Origin of the sequence: Malonomonas rubra, from assembly GCF_003247215.1 — a bacterium.
In the GTDB taxonomy this organism is placed as follows: domain Bacteria; phylum Desulfobacterota; class Desulfuromonadia; order Desulfuromonadales; family Geopsychrobacteraceae; genus Malonomonas; species Malonomonas rubra_A.
In genome coordinates, this window is the sequence record NZ_QKAP01000015.1 from 25211 (window position 1) to 43015 (window position 17805).

Sequence of the window (17805 nt, forward strand, 5' to 3'; positions counted from 1 at the left end):
GAGCAAAACATGAGTGCAAGTCCGATTGTTCGCATGCAGACCAGCATGGGACAGATTGCCATTGAACTGAACACCGAAAAGGCCCCAATCAGCAGTGAAAATTTTCTTTCCTACGTGCGTGACGGGTTTTACGAGCAGACGATCTTCCACCGCGTCATCCCCAACTTCATGATCCAGGGTGGAGGCTTCACCCCGCAAATGAAGCAAAAGAAGACCAAGGCGGAAATTAAGAACGAAGCCAACAACGGTCTGCTCAATGCCCGTGGAACGCTGGCGATGGCCCGCACTCAGGTCGTCGACAGCGCCACCTGCCAGTTTTTCATCAACCTAGTCGATAACGATTTTCTTAACCACAAAGCGCCGACTCCAAACGGCTACGGCTATGCTGTTTTCGGCAAAGTGACCGAGGGCATGGAGGTGGTTGACGAGATCGCCAAAGTCGCCACCGGCAATTTCGGTCATCATCAGGACGTGCCGAAAGACGCGGTAATCATTCAGAGCGTCAGCATCGACGAATGAATATTTTTACCGAGGAGAGGTTCCCGCCTCTCCTCGATTCTCCCATCTCATCATTTTCTTTATAAGCATCGACATTCCTGCCGGAGTTCCGAGTTAGACACTATCCAACAAGCTTCTGCAAAACCGCTTTTCGATGACAGAAAAAGCCGTCCTATGTTATAAACGCCCACCTGTTTTGCAAATCTCATGAGCAAAAAAAGATGGATTTACTGACGTTATTCGGAATAGCCATCGCACTGGCGATGGATGCTTTTGCCGTTGCCCTGGGAGCAGGGTTGATTTTGCCGCAACTGACCGGCCGTCACCTGTTTCGCTTCGGGTTTCACTTCGGGCTTTTTCAGGCCATGATGCCGGTATGCGGCTGGCTGGCCGGCGTCACTGTACGGACCCAGATCGAAGCGTTCGATCACTGGCTTGCCTTCGGCCTGCTGACCCTAGTCGGCGGCAAGATGCTCTGGGAAGCCTGTCACGCTGATAACAAGGACCAGCGCGATGGAGACCCTACCCGTGGCTTATCGTTGGTGATGCTATCGATCGCAACCAGTATCGACGCGCTTGCTATCGGTTTAAGCTTGGCGGTTCTCGGGGTAACGATCTGGACACCGGCACTGGTGATCGGAGTGGTTGCTGGCGTTCTCACCGTCTGTGGCATGCTGCTCGGCCGACGTCTTGGCAAAGCCTGGGGGAGCGGCGTAGAAATTTTCGGTGGGCTGGTGCTGATCGCCATCGGCGCTAAAATCTTGCTTGAGCATACCTTGCTGAGATAAAGATACTTGCTATGAATACTTTGCATAATTCGCAAATACGACTTCCTGCGGAATGGGAACCACAGGACGCCATCCTGATTGCCTGGCCCCATGCAGATTCCGACTGGCAACCTATTCTGGAGGAAATCAGCGCGGTCTATGTCGAGCTGTCACGACAGATCACAGCCTATCAAACACTGCTGATCGCAACGCCGGAGCCGGAGATCGTCAGTGATCGTTTAGACACAGCAGGCATCGACAGAAAAAACATCCAAATCGTAAAGGTTCCGACCAACGATACCTGGAGCCGAGATTTCGGCCCGATCACTGTCCTGCGTGACAATCGTCCCCTGCTGCTCGACTTCGGCTTCAACGGTTGGGGGCTGAAGTTCCCTGCGGATAAGGACAACCAAGTGACGACGCGCTTGCATGCGATGGGCATATTCGGCAAAACGGAAAAAAAGACCTTAGGACTGATTCTTGAAGGAGGCAGTATCGAAAGTGACGGAGCAGGAACTATCCTGACCACCTCGGAGTGCCTGCTCAACGCCAATCGAAACCCTCAACTTGACAAAATCCAGATCGAAACCACGCTGACACAAGTCCTCGGTGCGAAGCAGATTCACTGGCTTGATCACGGTTTCCTAACTGGGGATGACACCGATTCTCACATCGATACCCTAGCCAGGCTCTGCCCGACCAATACCATCACTTATACGCGCTGTGACAACCCCGAGGACGAGCATTATTCTGACCTACAAAAGATGGAACAACAGCTCCACCAACTACGTACTCCAGTCGGCGAACCTTACCGCCTGATCCCGCTCCCTTGGCCAAAGCCCAGTTATGATGAAGCGGGAGAGCGCCTACCGGCCACTTACGCCAACTATCTGGTGATTAACGGCGCGGTACTGGTGCCGACCTATGACGACCCTGCTGACCAAAAGGCCTTGCATGCGGTCTCGCAGGCCTATCCCGACAGGAAAATCATCGGGATTGATTCCCGTCCGGTCATCTGGCAGCACGGGTCATTGCATTGCATCAGCATGCAGATTCCAAAGGGAGTTTTGCCATGAGTATTCTGAATGTCGCTTTGATCCAGCAAACCTGCAGCAGCGACCGTGATGACAATATCTCAAAAACCACCACCGCAATCCGCTTAGCAGCTAATCAGGGGGCACAACTGGTGGTGCTGCAGGAACTGCATACCGGCCTCTATTTCTGTCAGGCTGAAAATACGGACATCTTCGATCAGGCCGAAACTATTCCCGGCCCCTCGACAAAACAGTTTGGGGAATTGGCTGCAGAACTTGGCATCGTACTGGTCCTCTCGTTGTTCGAGCGTCGCGCTACAGGGCTTTATCACAATACCGCCGTGGTTCTAGAAAACGACGGCACGATTGCCGGAACCTATCGAAAAATGCATATTCCTGACGATCCCGGCTACTACGAAAAGTTCTACTTCACCCCAGGAGATCTCGGTTTTAAGCCAATCCCGACCTCTTTGGGCAAACTTGGGATTCTGGTCTGCTGGGATCAGTGGTACCCGGAAGCAGCCCGCATGATGTGCTTGGCCGGGGCCGATCTGCTGATCTACCCGACGGCCATCGGTTATGATCCGAACGATGAACCTGTTGAGCAGCAACGCCAGCGTGAGGCGTGGATAACCGTACAACGAGGCCACGCAGTCGCCAACGCTACACCATTGATCGCCGTCAACCGGGTCGGCTATGAGGCGGATCCGAGCGGCACCACTGCAGGAACAAAGTTTTGGGGGAACAGCTTTGTTGCTGGTTGCCAGGGCGAGATTTTATGTCAGGCGAGCGGGACAGAAGAGGAAGCGCTTCTGGTAGATATCGATCTGCAACGGAGCGAACAAATACGCCGAATCTGGCCGTTCTTGCGTGACCGGCGGATCGATGCCTATCAGGACCTGCTAAAACGTTTCCGCGATTAAACGAATAAACAAAAAAAGGCGAGCCATACGGCTCGCCTATCGTTCTCCTCAAAACCAACTAGAGTCCGGCTCGAGACTTCAGCGATTCGGCACGATCAGTCACTTCCCAGGTAAACCCAGGCAGTTCACGACCGAAGTGCCCGTAGGCGGCAGTCTGGCGATAAACCGGTCTGAGCAGGTCAAGCTGTTCGATGATCGCGGCAGGGCGCATATCGAACTCCGTACGCACAATCTCCGAAATCTGGTTCGAAGGGATCTTACCGGTGCCATAGGTGTTGATCATGACCGAAACCGGTTCGGCAACACCGATCGCATAAGCCAGCTGTACTTCACACTTGCGGGCCAGCCCGGAAGCAACTACGTTTTTGGCAACGTAGCGTGCCATGTACGAAGCGCTGCGATCTACCTTGGACGGATCCTTGCCACTGAATGCGCCACCACCGTGAGACCCTTGGCCACCGTAGGTATCGACGATGATCTTACGCCCGGTCAGGCCACAGTCGCCCATCGGCCCACCGATCACGAAACGTCCGGTCGGGTTGACCAGATAGCGGGTCTTATCGTCCAGCAACGCCACCGGCAGGGTCGGCTTAATGACTTCTTCGATAATCGCTTCCTGCAGGTCACTATAACTAACGTCAGGAGTATGCTGTGAAGAGATAACAACCGTGTCGATGCGGGTCGGTTTGTCATCGATGTATTGAATCGAAACCTGCGATTTGCTGTCTGGCCGAAGAAAATTAAGCTGGCCATTTTTACGCACATCGGCCAATTTCTTGGTCAGTTTATGGGCAAAGGTGATCGGCATCGGCATCAGCTCTGGCGTTTCATCACAAGCGAACCCAAACATCAAACCTTGGTCACCTGCCCCCTGCTCTTTAAACATGCCCTCACCGGCGGTCACCCCCTGAGAAATATCTGCTGATTGCTGGTCAATGGAGGTCAGAACCGCGCAAGTCTCGTAATCGAAGCCCATCGCCGAATCGTTGTAACCGATCTCTTTGATGGTTTCGCGGACGATGGTTGGGAAATCGGCATAGGCGCTGGTAGTGATCTCGCCGGCGATCATGGCCATCCCGGTGGTCACCAAGGTTTCGCAGGCGACTCGCGCCCTGGGATCTTGAGCCAGAATCGCGTCAAGGATGGCATCGGAAATCTGATCGGCAACTTTATCCGGATGTCCTTCGCTAACGGACTCCGAGGTGAACAGAAAATCTGTCATCGGCATTGGCGTGTATCCTCCGTAAAATTAATTTTCGGTTTAAATGAACAGGGTATTTTAAGTAGCTAAGCGGGCGGAGTCAACGACATTTATTCAAATCAAGGCATGATCAAAAATATCAGGCAAGCGCGTGCGCATTTCCTGATCAAGACAACTGGAAACTTCTTTTACAGTCTTCAGGGCAAGCAACTTTTCCACCAACGCTACCCCATCCTTGCGAGAGACTTGACGCAATACCCGCTTGACCCTAGGGATGCTGGCCGGGTTCATCGAAAGTTCATTTAATCCCAGTCCCAGCAGCACCAGCGCGTATAGCGGTTCGCCAGCCATCTCTCCGCACAGGCACACATCAACATCACGTTCGTTCGCTGCCTGGCAGATGTTCTTGATCGCCCGCAGAATTGCCGGGTGCAACGGATCGTACAGATAGGCGACATGCTCGTTTCCCCGATCGACGGCTAGGCAATACTGAATCAAATCATTAGTGCCGATCGAGAAGAAATCAACCTCCTCGGCAAAAAAATCCGCCAACAACACTGCTGAAGGAGTTTCGATCATTATCCCTACTTCGATATCCTGATCGAAGTCGATCCCTTCCTGCGTTAAACGGTCCTGAACATCGCGCAAAATCCGTTTGCAGGTCCGCAACTCGGCAACCCCGCTGATCATCGGGAACATAAGCCGGACCTTGCCGTAAACTGAGGCCCGCAAGATGGCTCGCAACTGGGTTTTGAACAATCCCCCTTCACGCAGTGAAAAACGGACTGCCCGAAGCCCCATGGCCGGGTTCGCCTCATGTTCCAAGTTCAAATGCGAAACGATTTTATCACCACCGATATCAAGGGTTCGGATGGTCACCGGATGCGGCTGCATCCCGGCAAGAATCTCCTTGTACGCCTCAAATTGTTCCTCTTCACTCGGTGCCTCGCTACGTCCGAGAAAGAGGAATTCGGTGCGATACAGGCCGACACCCTCAGTTCCGTGCTTGCGGGCAGCCGGAAACTCGTCAGCCATCTCCAGATTACCACGCAGCGCAATCCGTTCATTGTCTGTGGTAATGGCCGGCAAATCCTTGAAACCGTGAAGCTCCTTTTCCAGGTAATCATAGGCTTGCTTGCGCTTGAGATACTCTTTGAACGTTTCTTCCGAGGGGTTAAGGATGACGATGCCGTTTGTACCATCCATCACCGCAGGCAAACGATCATAAACCAATGAGGAGATTGACTCCAGCCCGACCACCGCCGGGATTTCCAAAGCCCGGGCCAGAATTGCGGTGTGCGAGGTCTGCCCCCCTTTATCAGTGATAAAACCGAGAACCCGCTCTCGGTCCATTTGCATCGTATCGGCTGGCGAAAGGTCGTGGGCGACCACCAACGCCTTCTGACCGATGTCGCTGATCGAGCGCTGCTGCTCACCGGTCAGAATCCGCATCAACCGTTCACCAATTGCATCGACGTCAGAGCGGCGTTCGCGTAGATACTCGTCCTCAATATTCTCAAACATTTGCCGCAGGTTCAGCAGCGTTTTCTTCAGCGCCCCCTCCGAGCAGCTCAAGCCACGTATCGCCTTCTCTGTCTCCCGTATCAGCATCTCGTCTTCAAGGATCAGCAGGTGGGTATCGAGGATATACAGATGCTCACGCAAATGCTGTTTTCTGGAAACCGTCTGCTTGATCTCGAGTAATTCTTCACGCGCCTGTTCCAACGCCCAGCGGAAACGTTCAAGCTCGTTTTCTACCTCATCAGGCATGATCGGCAGATCATCGACTGTCGTTCTTTGATTCAGCAGGTTGATCTCACCGATGCTAATCCCCGGCGAGACTCCAATGCCAACTAGGTAGGTATCTGTTACGACCTCAATCTTCGCCAAAACCGTCCTCTATCAAGTGAGCAATTACGTTCATCGCCCGTTCTTCATCCGAGCCATCAACCGTAACCGATATTTCTGTGCCTTTCGGAGCGGCCAGCAGCAGAATCCCCATGATACTCTTCCCGTTCACCTCAATATCTTCTTTATGTAGAATCACTTCGGCAGAAAACTGATTCGCCGTTTGCACTAGCTGAGCCGCTGCCCGGGCATGCAGGCCGAGCCGATTCTTGATGATAAATTGTCGACTTAACATTTATCTTCCCTTAAATTGCAATCAAACGTGTCGCGTCTACCCAAAACAGACTGAGTAGGATAACGACAATGGAACAGAGCAATGCCAGCAACAGGGTCGAAACTCCCTTGCGTGCCAGCAAACCAAGCAGAATCATCGGCACCAAAGTCAGCAAACCAAGCCAACTGACCATCTTTTGCTGCTGTAGATGCTGGAAAACAAGAAAAGCGCTCAAACCGCCTAACACCACAACCGCTGCTTCCTTGGTATGGATCGCCCAGTCAGGCAAGTGGCGCTTTTGGAAGAACTCTACAGAACAAACCCCCTGATGGTAACCACGTACAAATCCGGAAACACGAAAGACCAATGGGACCAAATTGTAAAACAACAGAAAAACCAGCGGCGCCCACAAAATCCCTTTTGCCGCAAAAAACAGAGCAATTCCTGCCGAAAGTGGCCGTAAGCCCCCCCAGAAAAGGGCATCGCCGATTGCGGCATAGGGTGCCGCGACAACCTCTTTGAATTCGTCAATTTCAACAGGTGGCTGCCCGTTTGCCCGCGCCTCTTCAAGCTTGAGCACAGCCCCGACAACAAGCGGCGCCAAATACGGGTGGGTGTTGAAATATCCGGTATGTTCTTTAGCAATTTTTTGTAACTGCTCCCCTGAATAGAGACGTTTCAATGCCGGCAGCAGCACAAAAAAGAAACCAAGACCCTGCAAACGCTCGAAGTTCCAACTTCCTTGCAGCAGTAACAAGCGAAACCAGACATGGGTACGGGTTCTTCTTAACAACGCCATGCTATACCAGCCACATCAGCAGAAACGCCATCCCGAAGGAGGCACAAAAAAGCGTCAAAGCTCGACTCACATTTATGGTGCCGAGAATGACCGCAACCCCAACCAACGGCAACGCTAGCTGCAACCAGTTGCCAGAATGCTGCAAAGTTTGCTGCACCAAAGGCCAGAGGATCGGCACCAGTAAAAAACCACCAACGACAACCACCGAGTAGGTCCCGAGCGCTGCAAGTGAGAAGTGGAAGATCCCACGAAAATGCTGAAATTCGGCATGCAGCAGGTTCCCGTTCTCGATATATCTTTCCGCGTTGCCCAACAGACGAACATTCCACTGTCGGGTGAGGTGATCGAAAAGCTGCCCGACCTTGCCCAACGGCAACGCGACCAGTAAACAAATGAGAAGAAGCTCAATTCCGGGTGAATCGAGAGCCTGCCCCAAGTCGATCGCCAATACGCTGCTGGCGATCGCAACCTGCGTGTCATCTGGTGGAATCGCTGCGCCGACCGGCAAACGGGCCAACCAAAGCAGCTCAACCAGAAGGCCGATCTGCAGACCGACCATCGGCTCGCCGAGCAACCAGGCCACCAAAGGTGCCGCAACGATTGGGCGAGAAATCATCAGCTGTAGGATGGCGGTCCGATCCAGACCACAGACCAAGGCAACCGCTGCCCCTATCAGTAGGTCAACTGGGTTCACTCTTTGCCCTTGCGGTTCGGAATCATCTTGCGCCAGGCCCGTTCACTATCAGCCGGAATACAGCGGGCAGAAATTACCACCCCAAAACCTTCCAACTGCTGCAACGTATCCAGATCGCTCGAATCGAGAAAAACCGTGCAACAGAGCCTGGTTTTCCCGGCTCCTGCATGCAAGTTCCCCAAATTTAAACGTTTGTACAACAAGCCATTTTGATAGGCCCGTAGTGCGTCGGCAGTCGTACCGAATAATAACAGAACGTTGCAGGAATCAAGCGTGCCGGAAGCAAAGAGGACCGCCATTTCATCGACTGTACCAATCTCGACACGTATGCGGCTCGGCACCGACGATTCCATCATCATCCTTTTTAACGGCGAACCAGCTATTTCGTCGTTGGCCACGACAATGCAATCGGCATGCACATACGGCACCCAGGTCTCCAGAACCTGTCCGTGAATCAAACGATTGTCGATCCGGGTCAATACCAGACTCATCGCAACCTCTCCAGCATTAAAGCATCTCGGCAGGCCGCATGACCGCCTTCTGACCATAGTCCTTCAACAGCTCTGCCAGTTCTCCGACCGTTTTCCCCTCTCTGGCGCTGATCGACTTCAACAGCATTGGCAGATTCACTCCAGTGACAATCTCAACCTGCCCGGCCTTCAGAAACTCGGCGCTTACATTGGTCGGGGTACCTCCGAACATATCGGTCAAAATAATTATTCCATCGCCATCACGCCCCACTTCGTCCAGTACTTCCCGCATATGGTGTTGCACCGTTTCAATGCCAATACTCCGATCGATACTGACCGCCTGCAATTGATCGGCTGAGCCGACTATCATTTCGGCCGCTTTGATAAATTCGTAGGCCAGGCTGGAATGGGTAATAACTACGATACCGATCATCTATCACCCCTTTGCTACATCGCGGTGGTTACAGCGCAAAACAACGTTGGAGTCGGGAAAGTTGGCATACAACGCTTCGACGATCGACACACTGCGGTGGCGCCCCCCAGTACAGCCAATAGCTATAGTCAGGTAACTTTTCCCTTCATCCCGATAATGCGGGATAAGAAAAGTCAGCATTTTCTGTAAATGATCAAGAAATTCCTTGCAAGTCGCTTGCCCTAAGACATAATCCTGCAACCGTTGATTAAGGCCTGTTAAAGGGCGCAGATCCTCAATATAGTGAGGGTTCGGCAGGAAACGGACATCGAAAACAAGGTCGGCGGCTGGCGGCAGGCCGAAGCGATAGCCAAATGACTCCAGATTGACGATCAACAATGACTCCGCTTTCTCGCCCAGATAATTCAGCAGCACCTCGCGCATCTGACGGGAGTTCAAGTTGCTGCTGTCGATTATCCGAGTCGCTTCGTCACGCAAAGAGCGCAACTGCTTACGCTCACGGGCAATCCCAGCCTGCACCGTCTCACCCGCTGCCAACGGATGTGAGCGACGGGTTTCGGAATAGCGGCGCAGCAATGCCTCATCGGAAGCCTCGAAAAATAGGATTTCGACCTCGCAACCACTCGCCTGCAAATGATCAAGGGTCACCCGGTAATCGGCCAGAAAACCGCGATTGCGCACATCAATGACAACGGCAACATCGGTTGACTCCTGTAGTCCATCCTGAGCACGCTCGATGAAGTTCGGTAACATAACGAAAGGCAGATTATCGACAACAAAGAACCCGTGATCCTCCAAGACTCGAGCGGCGGTACTTTTCCCGGAACCGGATAGCCCGGTGATGACCAACAAACGGCGGCTCATTCCAGATTGTCTCCGATGATGGTGTGGGCATGCAGCCGAGCAGCTTCCGCCATTCGTTTTTCCAACAAATCCTGGAATTCGCGGGCACTGTGATAACCCATCTCTTTAAGCAGTTGATTGCGGGCCGCCACTTCGACGATCGTCCCGGCATTGCGTCCCGGACCGACCGGAATCTGGATATATGGCAGTTCAACTCCGTGGATCCGGAATCTCCGCTCTTCCACACCAAGCCTGTCGTATTCCGTCTCCTCATCCCAAGGCACCAGTTCGATAACCAAATCGATCTTCTTCCGCTCACGGATCGCGGCCACCCCGAACAGGTGTTTGATATTGAGAATCCCCAGACCACGGATTTCCATATGGTAGTGAAGCAGATCCATCCCTTCGCCGAAAATGACCGAAGGCAGTTTCAGACGCACCTTGATGACATCATCAGCAACCAAACGATAGCCACGCAGGATCAGTTCTAGGGCACATTCGCTCTTGCCGATGCCGCTTTTCCCCTGCAGCAAGACTCCCACACCAAGAACGTCAATCAACACCCCGTGCAGGGTCGAGGTCGGCAGTAACCGTTCTTCAAGAAATTTAGTAATCAGTGAGATGAAACTGGAACTGAGGTGGCGAGTCCTCAGCAGCGGGGTATTGAAAGCTTCAGCCTGTTCGAGCAGATAACTGGGAACCTCCTGACCTTTAGTGATAACCAAGCAGGAGAGGTTACGTTGAAAAATATCTTTAAGGTGTTCGGTCGCCGTTTCCCTCGACATGGTGGCGAGATAATCCAGTTCGGTAGAGCCGAGAATCTGAATACGACCCGGATGCAAGCTGCTGCTGTAACCAGCCAGCGCCAGTCCCGGTTTTTGAATCCTCGGCACCCTGACGATATTGCTTAGTCCTCCAGCTCCGGCGAGCAACTCCAAATCGAGGCCCGCCGCCTCCTCCTCAAGAATTTCCTGGATCGTCAGTTCGGCCATAGCTTAGAATTATGCTCCCGACAGATTTGCTGGAAATAAAAAGGCCCACAACCAAATTGACACACAAATTCGGCTGCAGGCCAAAAATGGTGCGTTCCCTTCCTATCAGGCTTGAGCCTCTTCGTCAAGAATGGCCTGATAAATTGCATCCTGCCCCTCGGCATCCAGCAACTTTTGACGCACCGCGGCATCCTTCAACAGCTTGGATATTCTGGCCAGAGTTTTCAAATGTACGCCGACCGATTCCTCGGGAGCGATCAAAAGAAAAAATAGGTGAGCTGGCTGTCCATCCATCGATTCGAAATTGACTCCGGCCCGGCTGCGCCCAAACGCCAGCATCAACTCGGGAATTCCGGCCAGCTTGCCGTGTGGAATCGCAACACCGTCGCCGATACCGGTGCTACCGAGCTTTTCGCGCTCCTGCAGCACCGCGATCACTTCATCGCGATCAAGAGAGAGGTCACAGGCAACCAACGCGTCGGTCAGTTCCTCCAATGCCCGTTGTTTGTCTCGAGCCTGCAGATCGGCAACAATCGCTTTTGAATCCAACAACTCAGATATTTTCATACTCATAATTCTTTTTCTGACCAGCAAATAAAAAAACGGGTAATTCTCTCGTAAGAAAGAATCACCCGTCAAATAATCCTTTTAACTCCCTTGGGGGACAATCAGACCATAGTTGCCGTCTTTACGACGGTAGACCACGTTCATCTCTTCGGAACGATCATCAGTAAAGACCAAAAAATCCTTGTCGAGCAGATCCATTTGCATAACCGCTTCTTCCACCGACATCGGCTTGACAAAGAAGGAATGGCTACGGATGATTTCCGGGTTTTCGTACCCCTCGTCAACACTAGGGGCAGCAATAACCGTCTTCTCGACCCTGCGCTGCGTCCCGCTAGTGCCCTTATGCCGCTTCAGCTTTTCTTTGTAGCGCTTCAGTTGCCGCTCAATCTTGTCGACCATCAGGTCGATTGCGGCATACATGTCATCCTTTTCTTCGACGCTCTTCATGGTCAGCCCCTTGGCGACCATGGTAACCTCTGCCTTATGATTGATCTTCTTCTGAACAGACAAGACAACCTGAGCATCAATCGGCTCTTCGATGTACTTCTTTACCTTGGCCAGTTTCTCTTCCACATAGCTACGGACGGCTTCACTACTTTCCATGTGACGGAAGGTAACGGCTATTTGCATATATTTCCTCCTTCGATGAACAGATCCCGAACAGGATCTGGTGTATGTTATTCAAGTATAACGCAGATTCCTGCGGGATACAGTTGATTCATTTACAAGGCAAATAAATATCGCAAGTCAAAACAATCTTTTACGCTCAGTTGAGGAACCAAGCCCGAGCATTTCACGATACTTGGTCACAGTCCTGCGAGCGATATTAATATCCTGATCTTTGAGCAAAGCCACTATTTTCTGATCGGAAAACGGCTTTTTCGGGTCTTCGCCGGAAATAATCTCTTTGATACGACTTTTCACGCTTTCTGAGGCGACGGAATCGCCATCTACGGTATTGATGCCGCTGTTGAAGAAAAACTTCAACTCGAACAATCCTTGCGGGGTCTGCACATATTTATTGGTCGTTACCCGGCTGACCGTCGATTCATGCATCTCGATATCTTCAGCGACATCACGCAAAACCAGCGGTTTCAAATATTCAATCCCGTAATCGAAAAACGCCCGCTGAAACTTAACGATACTCTTGGTCACCTTGTAAATGGTACGCTGTCGCTGGTGAATACTCTTGATCAACCAGACCGCGCTACGCATTTTGTCCTGAATATATTCGTTAGCCTGTTTATCAACCGATCCGCTATTGGTCAACGCATTCCGATACAAGGAATTAATCCGCAGGTTCGGGAGTCCTTCGTCATTCTGGGTCACCACATACTCATCGCCGACTTTTTTCACATAGATATCGGGAACAATATAATGGATATCCTCTTCATTGTACTGCAGACCGGGGCGCGGATCGAGTTCGGAAATCAGCTTTGCCGCTTCCAGAATATCTTCCAGATGGACCTTCAATGCCTTGGCGATGACAGGATACTTACGCCCTTCCAGTTCGTGGATAAAATCGCGCAGAACAGTCGCTGCCAGCGAGTCCCCCATTTCCATCCGCTCCAACTGAAGCAACAGACACTCCTGCAGATTGCGGCAGGCAATCCCTGCCGGGTCGTAATTCTGCACCCGTTCAATCGCCTGTGCGACCACATCTAGCGATTGCCCTGATGTTTCTGCAAGTTCCTCAACTGTAGCGTGTAGATAACCTATTTCGTCAAGGTTGCCGATGACTTCCGCCGCCGCCAAACGCTCCTCATCACTGACGGAAGAGAGTCCGAGCTGCCACATCAAGTGATCAGTCAAGCTGTTTTTTTTGGTTAGCAGACTTTCGTAAGAGGGGCGTTCTTCTTGATCTTCGTAGCTGTCGCGGGGGGTACTACTGTTGAGACTGTAACCTTCGAGATAGGTTTGCCAGTCGATATCGTCCATCCCCTCCGATTCCCCCTTAACCTCCTGTTCGGGGCTGGCATCACTAGCCATCGAATCATCAACAACATCCGATACCGGCTCGTCCCGCTCATCTTTCGGGTCGAGCCCCTCTTCCAATAACGGGTTTTCCGCCAGCTCCTCGGTTACAACATCGACCAATTCCGCCCTGGAAAGCTGCAACAGCTTAATCGCCTGCTGCAACTGCGGCGTCATCACCAGTTGCTGACTCAGTTTGACCTGTAAACGAAGATCGAGCGCCATAAATCCTTCTATCGATAAAATCTAAACAATGTTATTACAATCTAACATTGTCGCCCCAAAAAGTCTCTCTTTGTTGCCGCCTTTACAACTTAAATTTATCTCCCAGGTAAATTTCCCGGGCGGTGCTACTCTCCGCTATCTGCTCAGGAGTTCCATATTCCAATACCTTCCCCTGATTCAGGATATAGGCTTGGTCACAGACACCAAGCGTTTCGCGAACATTATGGTCAGAAATCAGAATCCCGATACTACGCTCTTTGAGTTGCGAAACGATCTTTTGAATATCGATCACAGCAATCGGATCGATCCCGGCGAAAGGCTCGTCGAGCAGCAAGAACGCCGGTTCCAACACCAGCGAACGAGCGATTTCGACCCGTCTGCGCTCACCACCGGAAAGTGCATAGCCTTTCGAATCGCGAATATGCCCGATATTCAGATCGGCCAACAACTCTTCCAGACGTTCCTCTTGCTCCGCTCGACTGAGGTCGAGTGTTTCGAGAATCGCCAACAGATTTTCCGCCACGCTCAATTTGCGGAAAACGGAGGCCTCCTGGGGCAGATAAGAGATCCCGGAACGAGCCCGGCGATACATCGGCAGGCCAGTCAACTCTTGATCGTCAAGAAAGACCGCCCCCTTATCCGGTGTTGCCAGTCCGACCACCATGTAAAAACTGGTAGTTTTCCCAGCGCCGTTAGGCCCAAGCAGACCGATGACCTGTCCCGAGCAAACCTGCAAATCGACCCCGGCAACAACCTCCCGACCGGCGTACGATTTATAGAGCCCCTTGGCTTGCAGCGTCCGGCTCACTCCGGTTCCTGCTCTTTTTTCGGGAAAAGGACCGCCTTAACCCGACCGTTCTCGCCGCTTTTTACGATACTTCGGTTCTCCTGCAGATAAACGACAATCTCGTCACCGGTGACCTGGTTCTGTCCCTGATGGACTTCGGCATTACCGTACAGCACCAACTTCCCCTCAACCTGCCTGTAGATCGCACGATCAGCGACGGCAGTCCGATCAAGCTGGAGGACCCGAACATTACCGAAAGCTTCCAAACGATCGATCTGGTCATCCTCCGGAAGGGAATAAACAACTAGCTTATCGCTATAGAGGGTAATATCCCCCTGTTTGGCAATAACCTCGCCGGAAAAGGTTGCTTTACGCGCGGGCCGATCTGCATCCAACTGCTGCGCCGTGATTTCAATCGGCAAAGACGAGGGCTTTGACTGTTTTTCCTCGGCGGCAACGATGTCGGAAAGAGACAGTAAAATACAAAGCAACAGTAGCAGGACGTTTCTCATCGCCCTTTATTTCCTTTCTTCCGGCAACAGCATCATCCAGATATCTTTCTTCAAGCGTAGCTGACCAAGCTCCACGTCAGCCCACAAACCTGTTCCGACCAGTTCCATTCGCGGACTGACCAAATGAACCTTCTCATCACTGGTCAACAGGCTTTCCTGTCCATCATAGCGCAACCGCTCGGTGTATAAGTGGTCTCCTTTAGAGGTAACGACGACAACATCCCCCCAGACATCAACCTGTTGCTGCTCCTGCAAAAACAAACCATGCTCCGCGGTCAATTTAAGCTCACCAAATTGACCGGCCTCATACATGATCAACTGGACCGCATCAAGAACCGCCTGTCCCTCACCACGCTGGTACTCGGCCGTATCGGCGTCCAATGTCCAACTTCGCTTGCCGTCCTCATTTTGCGTGTAGTGCAGTTTTTCAAGCGAAAGGTCGACCTGTTCCGGCAATGCCTCAAACACTTCCAACGGATCTTGCTGCAGTAGATGCCAGCATATTGCCCCCCCCAGTGCCATAACCGCAACGACAATCGATATTGCCAACAGTCGGCGCAGATTAAACATAAACGGCCTTCCCGCTTTCAGGCTTTATATCATCGCCCTTTCCAATTGTAAACATTTGCTAATCTTCAAAGATCAAGAAGAAAAATATTTTTCGGTCAATGACTCCCACTTCCCGCTCGCCTTCAACAACAGGTCACAAACCTCACGGACCGCCCCCCGGCCACCAGGCCGCTTGGCGACATAGTCGACCAGTGGCAGCACATCGGAAACCGCATCGGATACCGTGGCGCTGAAACCGACCCGACGCAAAATCGGCAGATCGACAACATCATCGCCCATGTACGCCACCTGCTCATCAGCCAGACCCTCGGCGGCAAGAATTTCCCGGTACGGATCCAGCTTGGTCAAGGCTTTCTGGTAAAGGATCTCGATGCCCAGTTCCTTCGCACGTCTGGCAACGACCTCAGACTGCCGGCCAGTAATGATGCCGACCTTGATCCCAGCCCGCTGGACCATCTTCAAACCGTGCCCATCCTTGACATCGAACGATTTCAGCTCATTCCCCTGATTATCGTAGATAATCCGTCCGTCGGTCATGATGCCGTCAACATCAAGCAGCAGCAGCTTGATCTTAGCCAGCTTCGATTCCATCAGACCACCCCCGCCTTGAGCAGGTCGTGCAGATGGACGATCCCGATAGGGGTGGTACTCTCGACATCTTCAAAAACAAATAATGAGGTAATCGAATGGCTTTCCATTATCTGTAACGCCTTGGCCGCCAGGTTGCGACGCAGAATCCGTTTCGGCGAAGTAGTCATCACCTCGGCAATCGGCAACTGCAGGCTGTCGAGCCCTCTTTCCATAATCCGCCGCAGGTCGCCATCAGTAAATACGCCGAGCAGATGTCCGTTAGCATCTACGACCCCAGTGACCCCCAACTTCTTACTGGTGATCTCGAACAGGGCATCTCGCAACAACACTTCCGGCAACACCAGCGGAACGTCCTTGCCGCTGTGCATCAGGTCCTCAACCCGCAGTAACAGTCTTTTCCCGAGCGCACCGCCAGGATGAAACAGGGCAAAGTCCTCAGCCTTGAAGCCACGCTCCTCCAACAGAGCAACCGCCAGGGCGTCCCCCATCGCCAGAGTCGCTGTCGTACTAGCTGTTGGTGCCAGACCGAGCGGACAGGCCTCTTCTGCAACACTGATATCAAGATGCACATCACCGGCAATCCCCAGGGTGCTTTTCGGATTACCCGACATGGCAATTAGCGGCAGCCCCATCCGCTTGATTACCGGCAGAATCCTGCAGACTTCTTCTGTTTCACCGGAATTGGAGATGGCAATTATCACGTCCCCTTTGGCGAGCATACCGAGATCGCCATGAATTCCTTCGGCCGGGTGAAGGAAAAAAGTCGGTGTACCGGTCGAAGCCATGGTCGCGGCAATTTTCTGACAGATCAGCCCCGACTTGCCCATCCCGGTCACCACCACTTTCCCCTGGCAGGCAAGGATCATCTTGACCGCTTCGGTAAAACCACCATCCAACCGAGATTGCAGGGCCAATACAGCATCAGCCTCGATCTGCAGAACACGTTTTGCAGTTTCAATCAGCAATTTCTAGACTCCGCATTCCTGTTTGAAGATAGCATCGATCGCTAGCACCTGCCGCAGCATCGACTTGACCTGTGCCAACGGCAAAGAATTCGGCCCGTCACAGAGCGCCCGATCCGGATTTTCATGCACCTCCCAGAACAGTCCGTCGATCCCTGTCGCAGCCGCCGCCCGGGATAATGCGCCTACATACTGGCGTTGTCCGGAAGATGCCCCGCCAGCACCGCCCGGCAGCTGCACAGAATGGGTGGCATCGAAAATTACTGGATAGCCCATCTCACGCATAATCACCAGCGAACGCATGTCGGTCACCAGATTGTTGTACCCGAAGGAAGCGCCACGCTCAGTGAGCAGAATCTGTTTATTGCCGGTCGAGGTGATCTTATTAATGCCATGTTCCATGTCCCAAGGAGCCAGAAACTGGCCTTTTTTTACATTAACAACCTTGCCGGTTTCGCCAACCGCCACCAGTAGATCTGTCTGCCGGCTCAAAAACGCCGGGATCTGGATGATATCAAGCACCTCCGCGGCAGCGGTCACCTGACTAACGTCATGAACGTCGGAGATAACCGGCAACTCGAATTCGTCCTTGACCCGTTGCAGGATTCTCAATCCCTCTTCTATCCCGGGTCCACGAAACGAGGTGACCGAAGTCCGGTTCGCTTTATCGTAAGAGGCCTTGAACACCAACTGGCAACCGATTTCCCCAGTAATTTTTTTAAGCTCGTCGGCAATCCGTAGCGTCAAATCTTCATTTTCAATCGCGCAGGGTCCGGCAATTAATGTCAAGGCTTGCGAGCCACCAAAACTGGCCGAGCCGACCGTTACCTTTTGCATCAAA

At 52.4% G+C, this 17805-nt stretch carries 22 protein-coding genes; 4 read left to right on the forward strand and 18 right to left on the reverse strand.

The genetic code is table 11. The features are described 5' to 3' along the window. The first annotated feature begins 9 nt into the window (after window positions 1-9). The 4 genes from Q7J88_RS01580 to Q7J88_RS01595 all read left to right on the forward strand — a co-directional run bounded on the left by Q7J88_RS01580 (window position 10) and on the right by Q7J88_RS01595 (window position 3222). Window positions 10-519 (forward strand): peptidylprolyl isomerase, encoded by a 510-nt coding sequence (locus Q7J88_RS01580; RefSeq protein ID WP_303720395.1) that lies wholly within the window; start codon window positions 10-12, stop codon window positions 517-519. A gap of 200 nt (window positions 520-719) precedes the next feature. Then, window positions 720-1286 (forward strand): manganese efflux pump MntP family protein, encoded by a 567-nt coding sequence (locus Q7J88_RS01585; RefSeq protein WP_303720396.1) that lies wholly within the window; start codon window positions 720-722, stop codon window positions 1284-1286. An 11-nt stretch (window positions 1287-1297) separates the two neighbouring features. Continuing rightward, the gene (locus Q7J88_RS01590; protein ID WP_303720397.1) at window positions 1298-2341 is read left to right on the forward strand and encodes an agmatine deiminase family protein; all 1044 of its coding nucleotides are present in this window, start codon (window positions 1298-1300) and stop codon (window positions 2339-2341) included. Further along, a complete protein-coding gene (locus Q7J88_RS01595; protein WP_303720398.1) occupies window positions 2338-3222 on the forward strand; it encodes a carbon-nitrogen hydrolase in 885 nt (294 codons plus the stop codon). Before Q7J88_RS01590 ends, Q7J88_RS01595 begins: the two co-directional genes overlap by 4 nt. 58 nt (window positions 3223-3280) lie before the next feature. Here the strand turns inward: Q7J88_RS01595 and metK are convergent, their stop codons facing one another. The 18 genes from metK to kdsA form a co-directional block, all read right to left on the reverse strand. After that, window positions 3281-4450: a methionine adenosyltransferase gene (gene metK, locus Q7J88_RS01600; protein ID WP_369681943.1), complete on the reverse strand. Its 1170-nt coding sequence runs from the start codon at window positions 4448-4450 to the stop codon at window positions 3281-3283. Between the two features lie 87 nt (window positions 4451-4537). Then, a complete protein-coding gene (ptsP, locus tag Q7J88_RS01605; protein ID WP_303720399.1) occupies window positions 4538-6313 on the reverse strand; it encodes a phosphoenolpyruvate--protein phosphotransferase in 1776 nt (591 codons plus the stop codon). Beyond that, the gene (locus tag Q7J88_RS01610; protein ID WP_303720400.1) at window positions 6300-6566 is read right to left on the reverse strand and encodes an HPr family phosphocarrier protein; all 267 of its coding nucleotides are present in this window, start codon (window positions 6564-6566) and stop codon (window positions 6300-6302) included. The genes ptsP and Q7J88_RS01610 overlap by 14 nt, the downstream gene beginning before the upstream one ends. A 10-nt stretch (window positions 6567-6576) precedes the next feature. After that, the gene (locus tag Q7J88_RS01615) at window positions 6577-7344 is read right to left on the reverse strand and encodes a PTS system mannose/fructose/sorbose family transporter subunit IID (RefSeq protein ID WP_303720401.1); all 768 of its coding nucleotides are present in this window, start codon (window positions 7342-7344) and stop codon (window positions 6577-6579) included. A gap of 1 nt (window position 7345) precedes the next feature. After that, window positions 7346-8038, reverse strand: coding sequence for a PTS sugar transporter subunit IIC (locus Q7J88_RS01620; protein ID WP_303720402.1), 693 nt, complete (start codon window positions 8036-8038; stop codon window positions 7346-7348). Continuing rightward, window positions 8035-8529, reverse strand: a complete 495-nt coding sequence (locus Q7J88_RS01625; RefSeq protein WP_303720403.1) for a PTS sugar transporter subunit IIB — start codon at window positions 8527-8529, stop codon at window positions 8035-8037. Before Q7J88_RS01625 ends, Q7J88_RS01620 begins: the two co-directional genes overlap by 4 nt. 16 nt (window positions 8530-8545) lie before the next feature. Beyond that, complete coding sequence (locus Q7J88_RS01630) at window positions 8546-8941, reverse strand: PTS sugar transporter subunit IIA (RefSeq protein ID WP_303720404.1); 396 nt, start codon at window positions 8939-8941, stop codon at window positions 8546-8548. A gap of 3 nt (window positions 8942-8944) precedes the next feature. Beyond that, window positions 8945-9805: an RNase adapter RapZ gene (rapZ, locus tag Q7J88_RS01635; RefSeq protein ID WP_303720405.1), complete on the reverse strand. Its 861-nt coding sequence runs from the start codon at window positions 9803-9805 to the stop codon at window positions 8945-8947. Next, window positions 9802-10776, reverse strand: a complete 975-nt coding sequence (gene hprK, locus Q7J88_RS01640; RefSeq protein WP_303720406.1) for an HPr(Ser) kinase/phosphatase — start codon at window positions 10774-10776, stop codon at window positions 9802-9804. Before hprK ends, rapZ begins: the two co-directional genes overlap by 4 nt. Window positions 10777-10881: 105 nt before the next feature. Next, window positions 10882-11343 (reverse strand): PTS sugar transporter subunit IIA, encoded by a 462-nt coding sequence (locus tag Q7J88_RS01645; protein WP_369681945.1) that lies wholly within the window; start codon window positions 11341-11343, stop codon window positions 10882-10884. Window positions 11344-11424: 81 nt separating this feature from the next. After that, window positions 11425-11973 (reverse strand): ribosome-associated translation inhibitor RaiA, encoded by a 549-nt coding sequence (gene raiA / locus Q7J88_RS01650; RefSeq protein WP_303720408.1) that lies wholly within the window; start codon window positions 11971-11973, stop codon window positions 11425-11427. Window positions 11974-12090: 117 nt separating this feature from the next. Next, window positions 12091-13542: an RNA polymerase factor sigma-54 gene (gene rpoN / locus Q7J88_RS01655; RefSeq protein ID WP_303720409.1), complete on the reverse strand. Its 1452-nt coding sequence runs from the start codon at window positions 13540-13542 to the stop codon at window positions 12091-12093. A gap of 82 nt (window positions 13543-13624) precedes the next feature. Further along, window positions 13625-14350 carry an LPS export ABC transporter ATP-binding protein gene (lptB, locus tag Q7J88_RS01660; protein WP_303720410.1) on the reverse strand — a complete coding sequence of 242 codons (726 nt, stop codon included), beginning with the start codon at window positions 14348-14350 and terminating at the stop codon, window positions 13625-13627. Then, window positions 14347-14841 (reverse strand): lipopolysaccharide transport periplasmic protein LptA, encoded by a 495-nt coding sequence (gene lptA, locus Q7J88_RS01665; RefSeq protein ID WP_303720411.1) that lies wholly within the window; start codon window positions 14839-14841, stop codon window positions 14347-14349. The genes lptB and lptA overlap by 4 nt, the downstream gene beginning before the upstream one ends. Window positions 14842-14847: 6 nt before the next feature. Further along, complete coding sequence (lptC, locus tag Q7J88_RS01670; RefSeq protein ID WP_303720412.1) at window positions 14848-15411, reverse strand: LPS export ABC transporter periplasmic protein LptC; 564 nt, start codon at window positions 15409-15411, stop codon at window positions 14848-14850. Between the two features lie 72 nt (window positions 15412-15483). Continuing rightward, window positions 15484-16002 (reverse strand): HAD family hydrolase, encoded by a 519-nt coding sequence (locus Q7J88_RS01675; RefSeq protein ID WP_303720413.1) that lies wholly within the window; start codon window positions 16000-16002, stop codon window positions 15484-15486. Then, window positions 16002-16967 carry an SIS domain-containing protein gene (locus Q7J88_RS01680; protein ID WP_303720414.1) on the reverse strand — a complete coding sequence of 322 codons (966 nt, stop codon included), beginning with the start codon at window positions 16965-16967 and terminating at the stop codon, window positions 16002-16004. The genes Q7J88_RS01675 and Q7J88_RS01680 overlap by 1 nt, the downstream gene beginning before the upstream one ends. 3 nt (window positions 16968-16970) lie before the next feature. Then, complete coding sequence (gene kdsA, locus Q7J88_RS01685; protein WP_369681944.1) at window positions 16971-17804, reverse strand: 3-deoxy-8-phosphooctulonate synthase; 834 nt, start codon at window positions 17802-17804, stop codon at window positions 16971-16973. Window position 17805 lies beyond the last annotated feature (1 nt).